This window comes from Ignavibacteria bacterium (assembly GCA_017303675.1).
Taxonomy (GTDB): domain Bacteria; phylum Bacteroidota; class Ignavibacteria; order Tepidaquicellales; family OLB5; genus OLB5.
In genome coordinates, this window is sequence record JAFLBX010000001.1 from 738,805 (window position 1) to 756,137 (window position 17,333).

Below are 17,333 nucleotides of genomic sequence, written 5' to 3' on the forward strand. Positions count from 1 at the left end.
TGAGAATTATTTTAAACAGTTTAAATAATAATTAAATTCGTAAATTACCTCTCCCTCTATGGGGAGAGGAATATAAAAAGAAGAAAAAAATGGATAAATATGAAAACGCAATAGATAGAACCCTGAACACGGTTAACTCTGTTTACAGTACAGGCAGAAGGATTGGTTATGTTGTTATGGGTCTTTTTTTTATGTTCACTTCCATTGTACTCTTTGCTGCAGGGATATACTTATACAAGACCCGTATCAACGAAGCAGCTACATTTACAAAAACCACGGGCACGGTAATTGAGCTGAAAGAAGTGAAGGGTAATGTGGATGTGGGAACAACCTATAAGCCTATATTGAAGTACAAAGATAAAAACGGCAGGGAATTTATTTATACTTCTGCAAATTCCAGTGACCCGCCTGCATATGATGTTGGCGAAAAGGTCGATATGTTTTACAATGAAGCAAATCCTGAAGAGGCTTTTATAGATTCCGTTTGGGAAAAGTGGACCGGGACTGCAGCTCTTTTTATATGCGCTGTAATTATATTCCCCATAGGAATATGGCTGATTTATTCAGGGTTTAAAAGGAATAAGCCGGCGAAAAATATGAGCTCTAATACTAACAGCGGAACTTCATCGTATGTGAGTATTGGGTGAGGGGTTGAAAGATCGGTTTCGGGGAAATAAATCACGCTCTTGCAGCGGGACTCTGGCTGACATAAAGTAATGTAATCCTGAGCGAAGCGCTTGCCTTGTTTCTAAGGAAGGATCCAGACGAAATTATAGTGGTGTTATTCTCAGAAAGACCTAACCTATTGAACACGGAGTGAGTTTTTGGAACAAATTAATAATCATTCAATAATTTTAAATAGAGATACCCGCTTTCGCGGGTAATGTAATCATGGGAATATTAAATAGTATTTTCAAAGGATTTCACCAGGTGATAAACGGAGGCAAGGATGTGCTTGCCCCGGTTGAAGGAATTTCATTTGAGGACTGGGCGAAGGCTAATGCGGGCATAGCTTCCGGCAAATCAGTTGATGAAACAGCAAAGCTGCTTGGGGTTGACCGCCCCCGGTGGGATAGAGCCAATGAAGAATGGCTTTCACGAATGAAGAACGATAAAACATTCACTCTTTCCATGAAGTATGCATCTATATTCAATAACAATGCGGCAGGCAACCTTCCTCAAAAAAAGGATTTTAATGACCAGACTTACCCAATTGAAAAATACGCGGAGGTTATGGTAGCGATGGATTACCTGGGAAGGCAGGGCCGTGACGCGCAGGATGTGCTGAAGGATTTCGGGCTTACGGTTGCTGATTACAGCAACTTAAGCAGCTATTATACCAAGAAAATATTTATGAGCCCGATGGGGCTAGGAATGAAATTCCAGAACCTGATGATGGAGTACCGCGCAAAGTATGAGAAGATCATCCAGGATGACGGCACTCATGATGATATTAAGTTTTAATGAATTGCATAATACAATCACCGCCGTTGTTGGTGTTTAACTGCTCCGCCAGTTTTAGCGAAGCGTCACCAGCAACAGAACAATTTGGACAGTGGTGAAAAACTGCCTATTGCAGTCAGGCACAACGTCGGCTTAAAAATATAAAATTTATACCGGTTTCACATAAAATCAGCAAAATAAATAACAAAATTCCCTTAAAACATTCTGAATATTTTTTCCGCAAAAAACACCTTAAGCAGTCTTTTATTATTAATCACTAATAACTATTTTAACATCATTAATACATTAAAAACTTAAAGGAGAGTAACAATATGTCAAGCATTTTAGAGCCTGTTGAAGGCGTAACACTTGAAGACTGGGCAACAGCAAACGCAAAAATGACATCAGGCACAACCAAGGAAGAGATCTGCGGTTTGCTTGGAATAGACGCACCGAAATGGGACCGCGTTAACGAAGAGTGGCTTGCGAGAATGAAGAACGATACATCGTTCACAATTTCAACCAAGTATGCGGCAGCATTCAACCAGTCAGCCAGCGGCAACCTTGGCAAAGGCGGCGCAGCAGCGGCACAATCGATCAGCTTTGAAAAATACATTGAGGCAATGGTAGCACAGGATGTGCTTGGCAAGCAGGGCCGTGACGCGCAGGATGTGCTTAAGGATTTCGGCATGACTGTTGCTGATTACAGCAATGTCAGCTCTTACTGGTCCGGCCAGATGATGAGCGATTTTTCACTGGCTATGAAAATGAATAACCTGATGAATGAATACAAGGCAAAGTATGAAGCAATGAAGCCTGATTCACACAGCGACCTGGAGTTTTAAGAGAAATTGCAGATTGCAAATTAAAGGTTGCAGTTTTTTTTGAGGATAAACAAAGCTCCCCTCCTTTCCCAAGGAGGGGAAATCCCGCTGAAAGCGGGATGGGGTGGTCGTTTCAATTCATAAATATAGTTTTTTAAACATTGCAGTAAAGGTTTAATCAATGAGACCCTTCACTGCGTTCAGGGTATATGATGACAGAATTTAACAAAGAAATTGACGCTGCATTTCAGAAGGCGTGGCATTCAAATAAAGGAGGAGATGCCGCCTGGTATGAATTCATGCAGCAGTACGGCGCGGAGCCGCTGAGTGAGGGCTTAAAAAAAGAGCTGCTTGAGTCGGAAATGAAAATTGCGCGCGGGGCTTTCCCAATAGAGCTGCGCCGCGTGATGGAAAAGATCATGGCGAAGCATCCCAATGACGCTAAGAATTTCGCAATGGACCAGAAGGTGCTGGAGTATTACCAGAAGATCAAGCCGTTTACCGGGCTGGGTGATATTTTCGCCAACGCATCAACAGGCACCCAGAAATACTCACAGGGCCTGCAGAAAGCCAAGCATAACACTATCAAATGCAAGAATTGCGGCGCACCGCGCCTTGAGGAAATGCAGTATGATAACTGTATGTTCTGCGGCAGCGAGCTTTTTGAAAGAGCGTAGGTAAGGCATCCCGCTTTCAGTGAGACTGCGACTTGAAAGACATATAGTTTTTGATTAGCCCCGCTCTTTAGAGCGGGGTTTAACGAAATTCCCCAATATTCGGGCTTTAGCCCTGATTGACGTTTTAATAAACCGTTGAAACGGTTATGAGTATAATCACTTTATTGTGCCCGCGGATAAATCCGTGGGCTGGTTTATGATAATTAACTTATTCTATAAATTATCGAAGCGAATGCTCTCCGAATGAGACCCTTCGTTTCACTCAGGGTATAATTATGGCAGACTCATCCCAGGCAGTACAGGATCTTGTTACAAGATGGAACGGGTTCCTGAAAAAAATAGAAGCGCGCTATTATGAAGTGCTTCAGCAGACAGAGGCACCGCTTGATAATGTAATAGCGAACCTTCAGTTCGATAACATTATCATTCACAACATTTCAAACGGCTTAAAGAACCAGACCGTTACGCAGCTTTCAGAAAAAGTTGACGGCGCTGCCGGAAAATTTGAAAGCGAAATGCGCGCAGCAGGCGCATCTTCGGGGCTGATCTCGCAGGAGCGCGGCAAAACGCATGTACTTAAGAACTGGATGGAAATTGAATACCTGAAGTTTGAAAACAAGCTGGCTGCACGCGCCGCAAGGAAGATACTGGAAAATGTTAACGCGCACATTGACGAGAAAAAAATGCACCGCTGCACCCAATGCGCTGCTGATTTGAAGATAAATGTATATTCATTTATGGCGGTTAACATAAAGTGTGAAAGCTGCGGCTCGGTTAACACGTACCAGCCTGATGACAGGGTGCGTGCGCTTGAGTGGTATGTTATTACTCCCCTGGCGGAAGAATACGCGTTTGATGAAAAGCTGAAGGCCCGCACAGATAAAAGCGCAATGAAAGAGTATTACCGTAAATTCTATACCTACCTTATGGAAAATGTACCCGATAAAAAGCAGTATTACGAGCGTGATATGAACGAAAGGCTTACAAATCCGATGTTCATGATGTAATTTTTCTGTACATTGCCCTGAATCTTATAAACAGAGTAATTTGTTTTAAATTATGACCGGATTATCTATCCCTTAATTTTAATTGCTGAGAGTTAGAAATATTTGTTTTATTGTAATTAAACTCAGGGAAAAAACAAATGGCGGCAGATAAACAGATTATAGCAGATACATTGAACTGGATCTTCAGGGAAAAAAGCGCAGCGATATTTGCCATCGAAGACCATTACGTGCAGGCAGCGGCTGCGCTGCCATCAGATATATACTGCGAAGCTGTAAGCCACCATTATCATTCAGCAATAGATATCGGGCTTGAAAGCAAGTTCACGGAACTGGGGTTTCATCTTGAAGAAGGAGGCAACTACAGCCGCAGGTATTATGCCGGAAACGAAGATTCCGCAGAAAAAATAGCCGCTGATATTTTATATATTTTTGAAGAGATATTCAGATCCAATCCAAATGCTCCGTTTGAAGTAACTGAGCTTTAATTTTTACTATCCCGGCGCACCGCACCTTTATGAGCTTTTATCACATTAATTATTTTCAAATTTCCAGTTATATTTGATGTAATAAATTAAATATTACCGGAGATATATTATCTATGAAAAGGCTTTTATTGGTTTTATTTTTGCTTGTGTCAGTAAAATTCATTTATGCTGACCAGCTTGCCTGGATATCGGAAGAGCAGGCAATGCAGACAGTTGATTATTTCAAAGAAAACAAGGTCAAGAATGTAATTCTTTGGTGCGCCTGCTGTGATAATGACGAAAAGATGAAAATTAAAGTGACCCGGATATATTACAAATCCATAGAGAACCAGCCATATTTCCAGGTTTGGATAGAAGGTAAAGATAAGGACGGAAAAAAACTAAAGCAGGGTGTTGACCTGGCATATGTACACATTAAAAAATCAGGTGAGTGGCACAGTGTTGGTACTGTTATGGGATTCCAATGTGATCCCTGTACGAAGCCGTTTAAGTTTTGAGGAAACATTTCACCCTTCGACAAGCTCAGGGTGAGATACCCTTCGACAAGCTCAGGGTGAGAGACCCTTCGACAAGCTCAGGGTGAGAGACCCTTCGACAAGCTCAGGGTGAGAGACCCTTCGAGAGGTTCAGGGTAAAATACTTAGAGTTATTTCTCATCCCGAGCTTGTCGGGGGATGATCCGGATCAGTTGATTCATGCATAGTTTTAACCTTTGATAATGACCGAGAATTTGAAAATGCCGGAAGCGCTTGAAGGCAAAAGGGTTAAGTTAATTCCCTTAAGCATGGCGCATGCTGAAGAACTTTGGGATTCAGCCAAAGAAGAAGACCTGTGGACACATTATACCTTCCGCAAAATGGGAAGTTTAGAGAAGTTTAAGGAATTCCTCAAAGGCTCACTTGCGGAAGCTGAATCAGGCAAAGGCTTTACGTTCACTATTATAGATAAAGCCTCCGGCAGGATGAAAGGCGGCACAAGCTTCCTGGATATTCAGCCGGCATCGCGCTCACTGGAAATAGGCAGAACGTGGCTTGCTAAAGAGCTTCATGGCACCGGTTTTAACGCGGAGTGCAAGCTTCTTTTGCTGCAATACTGTTTTGAAAAGCTGGGATTAATAAGAGTATTTTTCAAAACTGACAGCAATAACAAACGTTCACAAAGAGCTATGGAAAAAATAGGCGCTAAATATGAAGGCACTCTTCGCAACCATATGATAAGAGAAGACGGAACTTTCAGGCATTCCGTTTATTATAGTATTATAGAAAGTGAATGGGAAGAAGTGAAGTCCATTCTGAGAGAGCAAAGCGAACGAAGAATCTCATAGACCAGATGATTTCATTAAATTGATACTTTTAATAATTTATCTTTATCGCGTTTCTGAATGAGATCCTTCACGGAGTTTTTCCCGCATAATTAGCGCGGGATACAGGATTAATATGAACTATAAAATAAGAATAATTATCGGAATTTTTATCGCTATAATAGCGGTAATTTCCTATTTCCTCAAAACGGATGAGAACCCGGTTACGGGTGAAAAACAAAGAGTAAGCCTTACTGTAGATGAAGAAATTAAGCTGGGTTTGCAAAGCGTTCCCGAGATGATATCGGAATTTGGAGGCGAACATCCAAATAATAAGCTTCAGGTATATGTTGACAGAGTTGGAAATAAGCTGGTGCAATCAACCGAAGCGGGAAGCTCGCCCTATAAATTTGAATTTTATTTGCTTGCTGATGCAAATACAGTTAATGCTTTTGCGCTGCCCGGCGGTCAGATATTTATAACTTACGCACTGCTTAACAGGCTAAAAACTGAAGACCAGTTAGCAGGCGTTCTTGGTCATGAAATAGGTCATGTGATAAACCGACATGGCGCTGAGCATATTGCCAAGCAGGAATTAACACAGGGGCTGATTCAGGCAACAGATATTGCGACAGGTGACCCGGGTATGATCTCGAGGTTTGTTGGCAATATGATCAACATGAAATACGGCAGGGAAGATGAGCTTGAATCTGATGATTACGGGGTGAAATACATGGTCCAGGCGGGTTATAACCCGGAAGCTATGATCGATGTAATGCGGATACTGAAGGAAGCATCGGGCGGCGGAAACCAGCCGGAATTCATGAGCACGCACCCGAGTCCGGATAACCGCATTGAAAAGCTCAAAGAGGTAATTGCCAGGTATAAAAAGAAACAGTAGAAATTATTATTTTAACTGAACAATAATTGAATGATAAAAATAGAGATCCTTCACTGCGTTCAGGATTTTATATAACCAACATGAAAACAATAAATATATTCACTTTACTTACAGCTTTATTTTTTGTTTTAATTTTAAGCAGCTGCTCGGGTACCAAAGAAGCTACAACTTCGGGTAAGCTCGAAGGGATCGAGTGGAAACTGGAATCATTAAACGGCAGCGCCGTTAAGCTTAACAGCGGAAAACCCATTACGCTGAGCTTTGACGGATCAAAACAGGGTATAGGCGGTACTGCAGTATGCAATAAATATTTCGGCAGCTACATTACAAACTCAGGCAAGCTGTCATTTTCTGAGATCGGCTCCACAAAGATGATGTGCGATGACAACCTGAATGAAGCCGATTATTTTTCCATGCTTGGCAGCGTTGATAGTTATTCGGTTTCAGGCGGCAAGCTTAGCTTAACGGGCAAAGGAAAAACACTTGCCGTATTCACAAAATAAAATTATGAAACCATTATATATAATATTATTACTCGTTACTGTAATTTTTGCGGCGGGATGTAGTTCTTCGGACAGCAGCAGCAGCAATAACAAGCCGCTTACGGGCACTGAGTGGGTATTATATGAGATCGGCGGTAATAAATATGAAGCGGCGGCGGGTAAAGACGTTACAATAAAGTTTGACGGAACTGAACAAAATGTTAACGGCAAGGCTCCCTGTAATACTTACGGTGGACCTTATATAAAGAGCTCCAATAAACTCTATTTTGGCGGCTTATATTCCACTGAAATGGCATGTGATGAACTTAAATCTGAACAGGAGTATTTTAAAATACTTGGAAAGGTATTTTCATACCGTATCTCAGGCGATAAGCTTTATTTTTATGATAACGTTGGCCTGGTGATAGCGAGATTCAAAGCCAATTAGAAGTTTTAATTCTAAATTTTAACCCTGCGGCTCTTGAAAACATTTTATAGAACCGCAGGTTTTTTATATCTATGAATAACGGCATACAAAAAGAAGAAAGACCCTGCACATTTGAAGATCTGGCAAAGCTTGAGATGGCAATGTGTAAATCCAAGAGCGAATTGCAGATTGCAGGGATTGTTATTCTGATTCTTTCGGTCATATTACCGTTCCTGCCGCCTAAGTACAGCGGCAATAAAGCAATGCTTGATATCATGAGCTATGGTTCAGCCGTTACCGGAATTGTGATTGTATTTGGTGTTGTTTTCCTGTGGTCAGTTTACTTTATGTTATATGGCTTGTACAAAGATCTTAAGAATAAAATAAAGATCTGTGTAAGCACTTATGTAACATCAACGGGCTGCACAAAATACAGGGGTAAACAGCATTTCTATTTTACAGCAGCGGGGCTGCCATACAGATTGGTCAGAATTCCGATCGATAAAAATGAATTTGAGAATATGAAACAGGGAGATAGTGTTATTGTTGAATATTCAAAATTCGGAAAACGATTGTTGGGATGGAGATCAACCAGTCGTTCTAAAGTGAATCAAATCTAATAGCTGCATTTTTCATTTTTCATTATTCAATGTTCATTGTTAATTGAAACTATTGCAGCTTGGGCAAAGTGCGCATACTACACACTCCCCGCAAAGCGGCTTTTTCGCTTTGCAAATTGACCTTCCGTGCTGGCCTATAACATGTGAATATTTTACCTGCTGCTCATCCGGAATAATTTCCTTCAGTTCCATTTCGATCTTTTCAGGTTTATCGCTATCGGTCAATCCAAGCCTTTGTGAGACCCGGTTTAAGTGTGTATCGGTCATAATTGCGGGCTGGCCGAAACAATTACCCAGCACAACGTTCGCGGTTTTTCTGCCAACTCCAGCAAGCTTGGTGAGCTCATCCATAGTATTGGGCACTTCACCTTTATGCTCATTAACAAGCGAAGCGCAGCAGCTTAATACGCTTTTGGTTTTATTGCGGTAAAAGTTAATGGAGCGCAGCTCATGCTCAAGCTCAGTTTGTGCGAGCTTAAGAAAATCCCGGGGTGTTTTATATTTTTTATACAATGGCACCATTACAGCATTCACTCTTTCATCGGTACACTGCGCTGCAAGCAGAGTTGATATCAGCAGCTCGAACGGATTTTTATAATCCAGGTGGCAGCCTGCACCCGGATATTCGTTCGAAAGTTTATCGAGTATCTTTAAAGCACGGGACTTTTTATTTTTTAATGATTCCATATTTGCTGATATTTATTGTAATTTTATAAATTATGTTTAATATTAAAATGTAATTAGAATGATTTAATTATAATAATTTAAAAAGTAATAAACTGAATTGTTTTAATTTATTCTGTTAACTAATTTATTCAAATTTATATTTTTGAGGATATGGATACAGAAGAATTAAAAGGAATTTTAAAACAATTTGAATACTACAAAATGCTGGGCGAAAAAACTTTTTCGCAGCTTACCGATGAAATGCTCTTCAGGCAGTTCAATACAGAAAGCAACAGTATTGCGGTAATAGTAAAACACCTTTGGGGCAATATGCTTTCAAGGTGGACAGATTTTCTGACAACTGACGGTGAAAAAAAATGGCGCAACCGCGATGCAGAATTTGAATCAGATATAACCAACAAAGATGAGCTGATCAATAAATGGAATGAGGGATGGAATTGTTTGTTTGCGGCATTAAATGATCTTAAGCCGGAAGATATGAACAAAACTATTTATATCCGTAACCAGGGACATACAGTGTCAGAGGCTATATACAGGCAGCTTGCGCATTATTCATACCACATTGGGCAAATAGTATATATCGGAAAAATGTACAGCAATGAATGGAAATCCCTTTCAATCCCCAAATACAGCTCAAAAGCTTTTAATGATGCAAAATTTGCAGCAGATAAGCATAAAGAACACTTTACGGACGAATTTCTAAAAAAAGAATAAATATCGCAGATAATAAAATAAATATAAAACAGCCTATTTATTGATATATCAATTATTGATATATCATATTATATTTATCAGATGAAAACTGCTGACGCTAATAACATTGAGTTTTTCAATACTTTAGAAACTTCACTAAAACGGTATAAAAAGCTGATTAACGCAAAGCTTGAACATTTTGGAGTTCAGATAACCTTTGACCAATGGCAGGTTTTGGATATTATTGTTAATTATACAGATATAACACAAGCGGAAATAGCAGCAAAAACCTCTAAAGATACCGCTTCAGTTACGAGGATAATTGAAATATTAAATACCAAGGGGTTGGTGGCGCGGCAAACTAATCCGCAAAACAGAAGAAAATATTTACTCAGGGTGAGCAATCACGGTGAAAAAGAATATAATAAAGCTACAGAGGTGATAACTAAGTTTTCTGCTGCAGCTGTTGAGGGTATTAAAGAAAAAAGGCTTCGCAAGCTTAAAAAGATATTTAAATCCATTTCTAAAAACTGCGCGTAAGCAAAATATAAAATGAATTCACCCAATATAAAATTAAGAACCGCTGTGATTGATGATATTCCGGATATTATTGAAATGAACAGGCAGACTGTGTTTACTGTTAACGCTAAGGATTACACGCCGGCTCAAATTAAAGTTTGGGCTGATGGCGCACTTATTTTTAAAAGGTGGGAGGATGCTTTAAAGGATCAGTATTTTGTGCTGGCAGAAGAACATACCACCCCCGGGCTAAAGCCCGACCCCTCCTTAAAAAAGGAGGGGAGTAATATTGTTGCCGGATTCTCTTCACTGGCAAAGGATGGTTACCTGGATTTTATGTATATTAGCAAAGACTTTCAAAGATGCGGTGTTGCCTCTAAGCTGCTGGCAGCGATAGAACAAAAAGCTAAAGAGCAGAAAAATCCGGAAATATATTCACACGTAAGTAAAACCGCAAAAGGATTTTTCCTAAAAATGGGTTATGAACATAAAGAAGATATAAGCGACCTGTATAAAGGAGAGCTTTTTATTAACGCGTTAATGGTGAAAAAGCTCTAAAATACGCCTTTTTGCATTGTTTGATATGTTCCATTAAACTATTTTTGTTAAGTACCTTAATTGAATGCGCTCATCTCCGGCCGCCAAGCCATCCCTTTAGATAATTATATTTCACAAAAATGAAAACGGCAATAATCTTTAAAACCAAACACGGCACCACGGAAAAAGTAGCGTATATGCTGGCGAAGGATCTTTCTTCTGATGGCAGCGAAGTCCGCGTAATAGATCTCGCAAAAACAAGGCAGCCACACCTGGTAAGTTATGAAAGAATAATAATCGGCGGTTCAATTCACGTTGGTAAAATTCAGCGCGAGATAAGAACATTCTGCGAGAGGCATACCGATGTGCTGCGCACAAAAAAGCTCGGGCTGTATATCTGCTGCATGGAAACCGATGATCAAAAAAGGCAGAAGGAGTTTGAAGACGCCTTCCCCGAAAACCTGAAGAAGCATGCATCGGCTAAGGCAATAATGGGCGGCGAGTTTCTGCTTGAGAAAATGAACTTCATAGAAAGGCTTGTTGTAAGAAAAGTCGCCAATACACGGGAATCTGTTCACGATATCGATACCGAAGCCGTGGAAAAATTCCTGAAAGAGATAAAATAAACAGTGATGTATTGGCTTAAATTAAGGCCATTAAATGATTTTTACGGTTTACTTTTTAATTGTGCCTAATAATTGTTATTTTTGCTGATATTAAAAATATACTGTTCAAATCAAATTATTATTAAAGGATTCAATGAGAGACCAATGGGCTAAGGAGCTGTATGTAAGGGGCGAAAAGGCAGCCGATTACGATACAATCACAGAAATAAACCGTCTTGCTTTCGGCAGGGAGGATGAAGCAAACCTGGTGAACGCCATAAGGAAAACCAAAAGCTATGAGTTCGGTTTTTCTCTTGTGGCAGTAAAGGAAGATGTTATCCTCGGGCACGTTCTGTTTTCAAAAGGATTTATAACACACCGCGGCAGAAGGTTCAAGTGTCTGGTACTGGGACCCATAGCCGTACACCCGGAACATCAAAGAAAAGGAATTGGCAAGGCCCTGGTTAACGAAGGATTAGAGCGCGCGAAGGAAGTTGGTTTCGGCGCTGTTATTGTTGTTGGCGACCCGGCTTATTACGCCGCCTTCGGCTTTAAGCCTGCGGTTACAATGAAGCTTCGCACCACGCTTGGCGTACCGGATGAGAATTTTATGGCGAAAGAAATTTCACGCAATGCCCTAAGAGGTATTATCGGTACAGTAATGTTCCCGCGTGAATTCTTAACACTTGCTGAGGCAGATAAAAAACGTGCAGATGAAAAAGCGAAGCTGGAAGAAAAAGCAAAACTCGAAGAATCTGTAATGCTTGAAGCAAGAAATATAGCTTTAAACACATTCAATAACCCCGGGGTTGCTGAGTCCGCTGAGATCACAATCGCCGAACAGGAAACCGAAACCGTGATTTCGCAGGAAGAAAATTCTCCGGTAAATGCACCGGCTGATGAAAACATTGAAATAAACACCAACGATCAGACAGATGAAAATTCAGGAGGCGATAAACCTGCTGATAACAATACAGTGATGTAAAATTATTAAATGTTTTAAATTGATAACCCGGGGGCTGATAAGCCCCTTTTTTGTTGGCAGACTTTTACGTTTTAAATTTAAATTACATAATATTATGTTTACTTTTGTACTGTATATTACTTTTTATATTCATTAAGGGGGTTTTATGCTGCAGAAGTATAATTTTTCAAATGGTGCTCTGGCGGAAACATCCGACAGTGATTGCAGGGTGTGGGTTTATGTAAATCCGGATAACGATGAAAAGGAATTTATAGAAAAAGAATATAATATCGACAGGCATAATGTTGAATCAGCCACCGACCCGGATGAAATATCTCGTATTGAGTTTGAAGATGATAACATTTTTATCATATGGAAGCGTCCGAAGAATTACTTAAGCTCAGATAACTTCCTTTTCGGTGTATCTTCGATCGGTTTATTCCTATTCAAAGATAAGCTGGTGGTTGTGCTGCCCGAAGATGTATCGTTATTTGATCAAAAGAACAGCCTTCAGTTCAATTCATTAATGGATATAATAATTAAATTCCTTTATAACTCAATTCGCCACTACCTGGATCACATTAAGGCGATGAAGATAATTTCACGGGAAATACAGATTAAGCTCAACGCATCAATGGAAAATGAGTATCTTATCCAGATGTTCAACCTGAGCGAAAGCTTAATTTATTATATTAATGCTATAAGTTCAAATCTGACCGTGCTGATAAAGCTGCGGAATTACTTCGAAAAACATTCGGGGGATGCCTTTCACGGTAACGATGAGAGGTTCGAGCAGCTTGAAGATATAATTATCGAAAATAACCAGTGTTTAAAGCAGGCGGAAATTTATTCATCGGTACTATCGGGTTTAATGGATGCGCGCGGCAATATCATAAACAATAACATGAACGTGCTGATAAAGAACCTTACGATGATAAATATAATTTTCCTGCCGCTGAACCTGCTGGCAAGCATTGGGGGAATGAGCGAATACAGTATGATGACCGATGGCATGGACTGGAAGTTATCATACGGCATTTTTATTGGGGCAATGGGGGTGCTTGGATGGGTAACGCTGAAATTCATAAACCGTATTAATGCAATGAGCCGGCAGTCGCATATTGTGAGAAAATCATTATTCAGCAAGTTAAAGAGCTGGAAGCAGTCCGGCGGGAACTCAGGCGGGGTGTAATTAACCGTGGATAAATTTATCTTAACGCAGCTTATCTATTTAAATGACGGCGGCGAAAAGGATTTCCTTGAGTTTGAATCAATAGTTCTGCCGCTGCTTGAAAAATACGGCGGTAAGCTTATGTTCAGGATCAGGCCGGCAAGTGAGAGTTTCGTTTATCCCGCCGAAGGCGAGCTGCCTTATGAGGTCCACATAATTTCATTCGAAACAAAAGACGATTTTTTAAGGTTTAAAAGTGACCCGGTAAGGGCGGAGCACCTGCATCTTGGGACCGGCTCCATAAAAAAAATAATTTTATTTGAAGCCGGCGCTTAATTTATTCAATAATTAATACAGTTGAAACAATGGTAAATTTTCAAAGGTATGTTTATTATATAATGATCTTTGTGTTTATGGTAGTGTGTTCTGAAGAAACATTTCCGGGTGATAATGATAAATATTTAAAATTCGCAGCTCTGGTTAAGGATTTTGATACTACCGGTTATTCACTGATCAGGGGTGCTGATCACGAAATTAATATAAAAAATTCAGCCGGTAATATTCTGAAGTTCCGGGTCTCAGACAAAAATGAGCTGATGAGTTATCATTGCGGGATTGTATTTATATATTTTGAGTTCAACGGTGGGTGGCTGCAAAGATATACCACGCTTGATAAGGACGGTGTTTTAAAAGGTGATGAGGAGTTCGGAGATCTTGCAGCCGTGGAATATGAGATAAGAAAAATGAATTTGCTGCATGCTAAATTCGAAGTACTTAACGAGGCAGACGGGAATATCCAGATGAATGACGCAAAAGATGAGATCGTGTATATGAGGGCATATGATTCAAAAAACAAACTGATTAAAGAAAATTATATATCTTCTAAGGAATACTGGAACGCCAATAATGTTTTGTACGGGCCGTAAGTTGATACATGTGACCCTTCGACAGGCTCAGGGTGAGGACCCTTCGACAACTGCCTGCGATCGCACTTCGGCAGTCAAGGGCTCAGGGTGAAATTTTTCCTTATACAAAATCTACAGTAACTAATATCCTTTCGCCGAATTCTTTCCTGTGAATATTTTTAACATACGGCAGCCTGCGTGTTTTATCAATTTCGCCGCGTATATCGCCGCCTTTCAGCGTAACAAGCTTACCGCCGGGTTTAACCAGGCTTTTTGACCATGCACAAAGATCCTGAAGCACTGCAACGGAACGAGAAACAACGTAATCGTAATGATTCTTCATTTTCCCGTTCATGAAACCGCCCGTTACCAGGGCTTCAGCCCTGCCGCATATTGCGGCGGCGTTGGTAAGCTCCATCCGTTTTATGATATCAGAAACTACGTTTATCTTTTTTTGTATGGAATCAACAAGCACCAGGTTAACTTCCGGGTGATGAATAGCGATCACAATACCGGGGAATCCCCCGCCGGTTCCGAGATCAAGAATATTGAGCCCGGGTTTAAAATCGATGCCGTTGAAGAATAATCTGGAATCTTCAATGAGATCAAGAACATTTGGTTTTTTGCGGGATACCAGGTTAATTTTGGAATTCCATTCAATAAGCAGGTCGTTGTATTGCTTTTCTTTTACGAGTGTTTGCCAGTTTTCTGTTTCCATGTTAGCAAAAATGGTGAATTGTTGTGATTAAAGAAATGGATGGATGCGGGTAGATGCGGTACATATGACCCCTACGGGGTCATTTCATTCTTATACAAAAGCGCTATAAATGTGTGACCGCTATGCGGTCATTGCGTGTCTCACAAGCTTTTTTCATCCTGATTCTCTTTTGTAAGCAAATAGATTGTAACAACTGAAGTGGTTGGAGAAGGAGATTTTTGAATGAACGAATGTTTTTCCATTTCAAATAAGTTCAAAAATTAAACCCGCTGTTGACTCCGTTAGGAGTCAAACGTTTATAGAAAATCGAACATTAAAGCAAAACGACTCCGTAGGAGTCGAACGTAAAAAGGCCGGGAATTTAAATTAATCAGACCACCCTCCCGCCTCTGGCGGGACAAGCTACCGCGAGCTTCGCTCGTGTCACCCCTCCTCATCTGAGGAGGTGAGCTTTTTTAATAAAATGCAATATTCATCCCTTAATGTAAATAGAAAGTATCGATGCGTCAGAAGGTGATACGCCCGCGATTCGTGATGCCTGGCCAATTGAGCGGGGTCGGATCTTATTTAGCTTTTCCCTGCCTTCGGTTGAAAGGGATTTTATTTTATTAAAATCAAATTTTTCCGGTATCTCAACCGATTCCATTTTGTTGAACGCCTCCACCTGCTCTGCCTGCCGGGTAATATAACCTTCGTAACGCAGCTCAATTTCAACCTGTTCAATAATTTCGGGGCGCTGTTTTATTATTTCCAGCAGCGGGTTGCCTTCAAATGCAGGTATGTTGATAAAATCCGATAGGCTGGTTTCATTGCGTTTTATTATCTGCGAAAGCCTGTCTGACTGTTTCAGCTCAGGTGAGCCCTTTGAAGCCAGATATTCATTCACATCCCTTGGCGAAGCAAAGTTTGACTTGAAATAATTCACACCATCACTGATAAGCTCTTCCTTTTCTCTGGTGCGCTGATAAATATCATCAGGTATTAACCCGAACTTATTGCCGTATTTCATCAGCCTTCTATCCGCATTATCCTGTCTCAGTATGAGCCTGTATTCCGCGCAGGATGTAAAAATGCGGTAAGGCTCTTCGGGAATTTTGTTTATCAGGTCATCGATCAATACGCCAATGTATGCTTCGCTGCGTTTCAGAATGAAGGGCTCTTCCCCTTTAATTTTAAGGGCTGCGTTTATTCCCGCTATCAGTCCCTGTGCCGCGGCTTCTTCATAGCCCGATGTTCCGTTGATCTGTCCCGCTACATAAAGTCCGGGTATAAGCTTAGTCTCAAGCGTTAAGCCGGTCTGGTAGGTCGGAAGGAAATCATACTCCACCGCATAACCGGCGCGCATCATTTTAACATTTTCCAAACCAGGAATTGTTTTTAATGCTGCGTACTGAATCTCCTCCGGCAGGCTTGATGAAAAGCCGTTCATGTAAACCACGTTGGAATTAATTCCCTCGGGCTCAAGAAATATCTGGTGGCGTGACTTATCGGCGAAGCGGAAAATTTTATCTTCTATTGATGGACAATATCTCGGACCCGCGCCTGTAATTCTGCCGGTGAACATTGGCGAATCATCAAAGCCGGTACGCAGAATATTATGCGTATCTTCGTTGGTATAAGTAAGGTAACATGAGATCTGCGGCAGCAGTGGAAAATTACCATTTGAAAAAACAGAAAATGGTGTTGGGTTCTCATCTCCGGGCTGCTCCTGGCAAACCGAAAAATTTATCGTATCAAGCTGCAGCCTTGGCGGAGTGCCTGTTTTAAGACGAGTCGTTTTAAATCCTTGATTTATCAAATACTTAGAAAGTCCTTTGGCTGATTGCTCTCCGAATCTGCCGCCTTCATTTTGGCTGTGACCCATATGCATAACTGCATTCAGAAAGGTACCGCTTGTGATTATGACAGCCTTGCAGGAAATATCGTAACCGAGCGAAGTTTTTATTCCCGAGATATTTCCGTTTGAATCCCGCACAAGCTCATCCACAGTATCCTGTATTAACGAAATATTCGGGCAGCTTCGAATGTATTTTGCCGCAGTAACAGAGTACAGATCGCGGTCACTTTGGCAGCGGGGTGACCAAATGGCGGGTCCTTTAGACTTATTAAGTAAACGGAATTGTATTCCGGAGTCATCCGCAATTCTGCCCATTACTCCGCCGAGCGCGTCAATTTCTTTTACCAGGTGACCCTTCGCTGTACCGCCAATAGCCGGATTACAAGACATTCGGCCAATTGCATCAAGATCCATGGTAACCATTCCAACGGTGCACCCCATACGGGAGGATGTCCATGCGGCTTCAATCCCGGCATGCCCGGCGCCGATTACGATTATATCGAAATGTTTGTTATGTTGTGACAATTTTTG

The 17,333-nt window shown here is 40.9% G+C and carries 23 protein-coding genes; 20 read left to right on the plus strand and 3 right to left on the minus strand.

Annotated features, from left to right (window positions below; all coding sequences use genetic code 11):
* Window positions 1–89 precede the first annotated feature (89 nt).
* The 12 genes from J0M37_03340 to J0M37_03395 all read left to right on the plus strand — a co-directional run bounded on the left by J0M37_03340 (window position 90) and on the right by J0M37_03395 (window position 8,166).
* Window positions 90–647, plus strand: a complete 558-nt coding sequence (locus J0M37_03340; GenBank protein MBN8584102.1) for a DUF3592 domain-containing protein — start codon at window positions 90–92, stop codon at window positions 645–647.
* Window positions 648–891: 244 nt separating this feature from the next.
* A complete protein-coding gene (locus tag J0M37_03345; protein ID MBN8584103.1) occupies window positions 892–1,464 on the plus strand; it encodes a hypothetical protein in 573 nt (190 codons plus the stop codon).
* 311 nt (window positions 1,465–1,775) lie between these two features.
* Window positions 1,776–2,288: a hypothetical protein gene (locus J0M37_03350; protein ID MBN8584104.1), complete on the plus strand. Its 513-nt coding sequence runs from the start codon at window positions 1,776–1,778 to the stop codon at window positions 2,286–2,288.
* Between the two features lie 188 nt (window positions 2,289–2,476).
* Window positions 2,477–2,944 (plus strand): hypothetical protein, encoded by a 468-nt coding sequence (locus J0M37_03355; GenBank protein ID MBN8584105.1) that lies wholly within the window; start codon window positions 2,477–2,479, stop codon window positions 2,942–2,944.
* A 275-nt stretch (window positions 2,945–3,219) separates the two neighbouring features.
* Entirely contained in the window at window positions 3,220–3,951 is a 732-nt protein-coding gene (locus tag J0M37_03360; GenBank protein ID MBN8584106.1) for a hypothetical protein, read from the plus strand.
* A 137-nt stretch (window positions 3,952–4,088) separates the two neighbouring features.
* A complete protein-coding gene (locus tag J0M37_03365) occupies window positions 4,089–4,436 on the plus strand; it encodes a hypothetical protein (protein MBN8584107.1) in 348 nt (115 codons plus the stop codon).
* 113 nt (window positions 4,437–4,549) lie between these two features.
* Window positions 4,550–4,933 carry a hypothetical protein gene (locus J0M37_03370; GenBank protein MBN8584108.1) on the plus strand — a complete coding sequence of 128 codons (384 nt, stop codon included), beginning with the start codon at window positions 4,550–4,552 and terminating at the stop codon, window positions 4,931–4,933.
* A gap of 239 nt (window positions 4,934–5,172) precedes the next feature.
* Window positions 5,173–5,760, plus strand: coding sequence for a GNAT family N-acetyltransferase (locus tag J0M37_03375; protein ID MBN8584109.1), 588 nt, complete (start codon window positions 5,173–5,175; stop codon window positions 5,758–5,760).
* Window positions 5,761–5,872: 112 nt separating this feature from the next.
* Complete coding sequence (locus tag J0M37_03380; GenBank protein MBN8584110.1) at window positions 5,873–6,637, plus strand: M48 family metalloprotease; 765 nt, start codon at window positions 5,873–5,875, stop codon at window positions 6,635–6,637.
* A 26-nt stretch (window positions 6,638–6,663) separates the two neighbouring features.
* Complete coding sequence (locus J0M37_03385; GenBank protein MBN8584111.1) at window positions 6,664–7,140, plus strand: META domain-containing protein; 477 nt, start codon at window positions 6,664–6,666, stop codon at window positions 7,138–7,140.
* A 4-nt stretch (window positions 7,141–7,144) separates the two neighbouring features.
* A complete protein-coding gene (locus tag J0M37_03390; protein MBN8584112.1) occupies window positions 7,145–7,567 on the plus strand; it encodes an META domain-containing protein in 423 nt (140 codons plus the stop codon).
* A gap of 71 nt (window positions 7,568–7,638) precedes the next feature.
* Window positions 7,639–8,166, plus strand: coding sequence for a hypothetical protein (locus tag J0M37_03395; protein ID MBN8584113.1), 528 nt, complete (start codon window positions 7,639–7,641; stop codon window positions 8,164–8,166).
* Window positions 8,167–8,205: 39 nt separating this feature from the next.
* On the opposite strand, the gene nth is transcribed toward J0M37_03395, so the two are convergent.
* Window positions 8,206–8,853: an endonuclease III gene (gene nth, locus J0M37_03400; protein MBN8584114.1), complete on the minus strand. Its 648-nt coding sequence runs from the start codon at window positions 8,851–8,853 to the stop codon at window positions 8,206–8,208.
* A 150-nt stretch (window positions 8,854–9,003) separates the two neighbouring features.
* On the opposite strand from nth, the gene J0M37_03405 reads away from it, so the two are divergent.
* From J0M37_03405 to J0M37_03440, 8 genes are all read left to right on the plus strand, one after another.
* The gene (locus J0M37_03405; GenBank protein MBN8584115.1) at window positions 9,004–9,567 is read left to right on the plus strand and encodes a DUF1572 family protein; all 564 of its coding nucleotides are present in this window, start codon (window positions 9,004–9,006) and stop codon (window positions 9,565–9,567) included.
* A gap of 81 nt (window positions 9,568–9,648) precedes the next feature.
* Window positions 9,649–10,086 (plus strand): MarR family transcriptional regulator, encoded by a 438-nt coding sequence (locus J0M37_03410; protein ID MBN8584116.1) that lies wholly within the window; start codon window positions 9,649–9,651, stop codon window positions 10,084–10,086.
* Between the two features lie 12 nt (window positions 10,087–10,098).
* Window positions 10,099–10,623: a GNAT family N-acetyltransferase gene (locus tag J0M37_03415; protein MBN8584117.1), complete on the plus strand. Its 525-nt coding sequence runs from the start codon at window positions 10,099–10,101 to the stop codon at window positions 10,621–10,623.
* A 119-nt stretch (window positions 10,624–10,742) separates the two neighbouring features.
* Window positions 10,743–11,228, plus strand: coding sequence for a flavodoxin domain-containing protein (locus J0M37_03420; protein ID MBN8584118.1), 486 nt, complete (start codon window positions 10,743–10,745; stop codon window positions 11,226–11,228).
* A 133-nt stretch (window positions 11,229–11,361) separates the two neighbouring features.
* A complete protein-coding gene (locus J0M37_03425) occupies window positions 11,362–12,192 on the plus strand; it encodes an N-acetyltransferase (protein MBN8584119.1) in 831 nt (276 codons plus the stop codon).
* A gap of 145 nt (window positions 12,193–12,337) precedes the next feature.
* A complete protein-coding gene (locus J0M37_03430) occupies window positions 12,338–13,363 on the plus strand; it encodes a magnesium transporter CorA family protein (GenBank protein MBN8584120.1) in 1,026 nt (341 codons plus the stop codon).
* Window positions 13,364–13,381: 18 nt separating this feature from the next.
* Window positions 13,382–13,678, plus strand: a complete 297-nt coding sequence (locus J0M37_03435) for a DUF1330 domain-containing protein (protein ID MBN8584121.1) — start codon at window positions 13,382–13,384, stop codon at window positions 13,676–13,678.
* 29 nt (window positions 13,679–13,707) lie between these two features.
* On the plus strand, window positions 13,708–14,268 hold the full coding sequence (locus tag J0M37_03440) for a hypothetical protein (protein MBN8584122.1): 561 nt from the start codon (window positions 13,708–13,710) through the stop codon (window positions 14,266–14,268).
* Window positions 14,269–14,368: 100 nt separating this feature from the next.
* On the opposite strand, the gene rsmG is transcribed toward J0M37_03440, so the two are convergent.
* Both rsmG and mnmG read right to left on the minus strand, forming a co-directional pair.
* A complete protein-coding gene (gene rsmG, locus J0M37_03445; protein MBN8584123.1) occupies window positions 14,369–14,965 on the minus strand; it encodes a 16S rRNA (guanine(527)-N(7))-methyltransferase RsmG in 597 nt (198 codons plus the stop codon).
* A gap of 472 nt (window positions 14,966–15,437) precedes the next feature.
* Complete coding sequence (mnmG, locus tag J0M37_03450; GenBank protein MBN8584124.1) at window positions 15,438–17,327, minus strand: tRNA uridine-5-carboxymethylaminomethyl(34) synthesis enzyme MnmG; 1,890 nt, start codon at window positions 17,325–17,327, stop codon at window positions 15,438–15,440.
* Window positions 17,328–17,333: the final 6 nt, after the last annotated feature.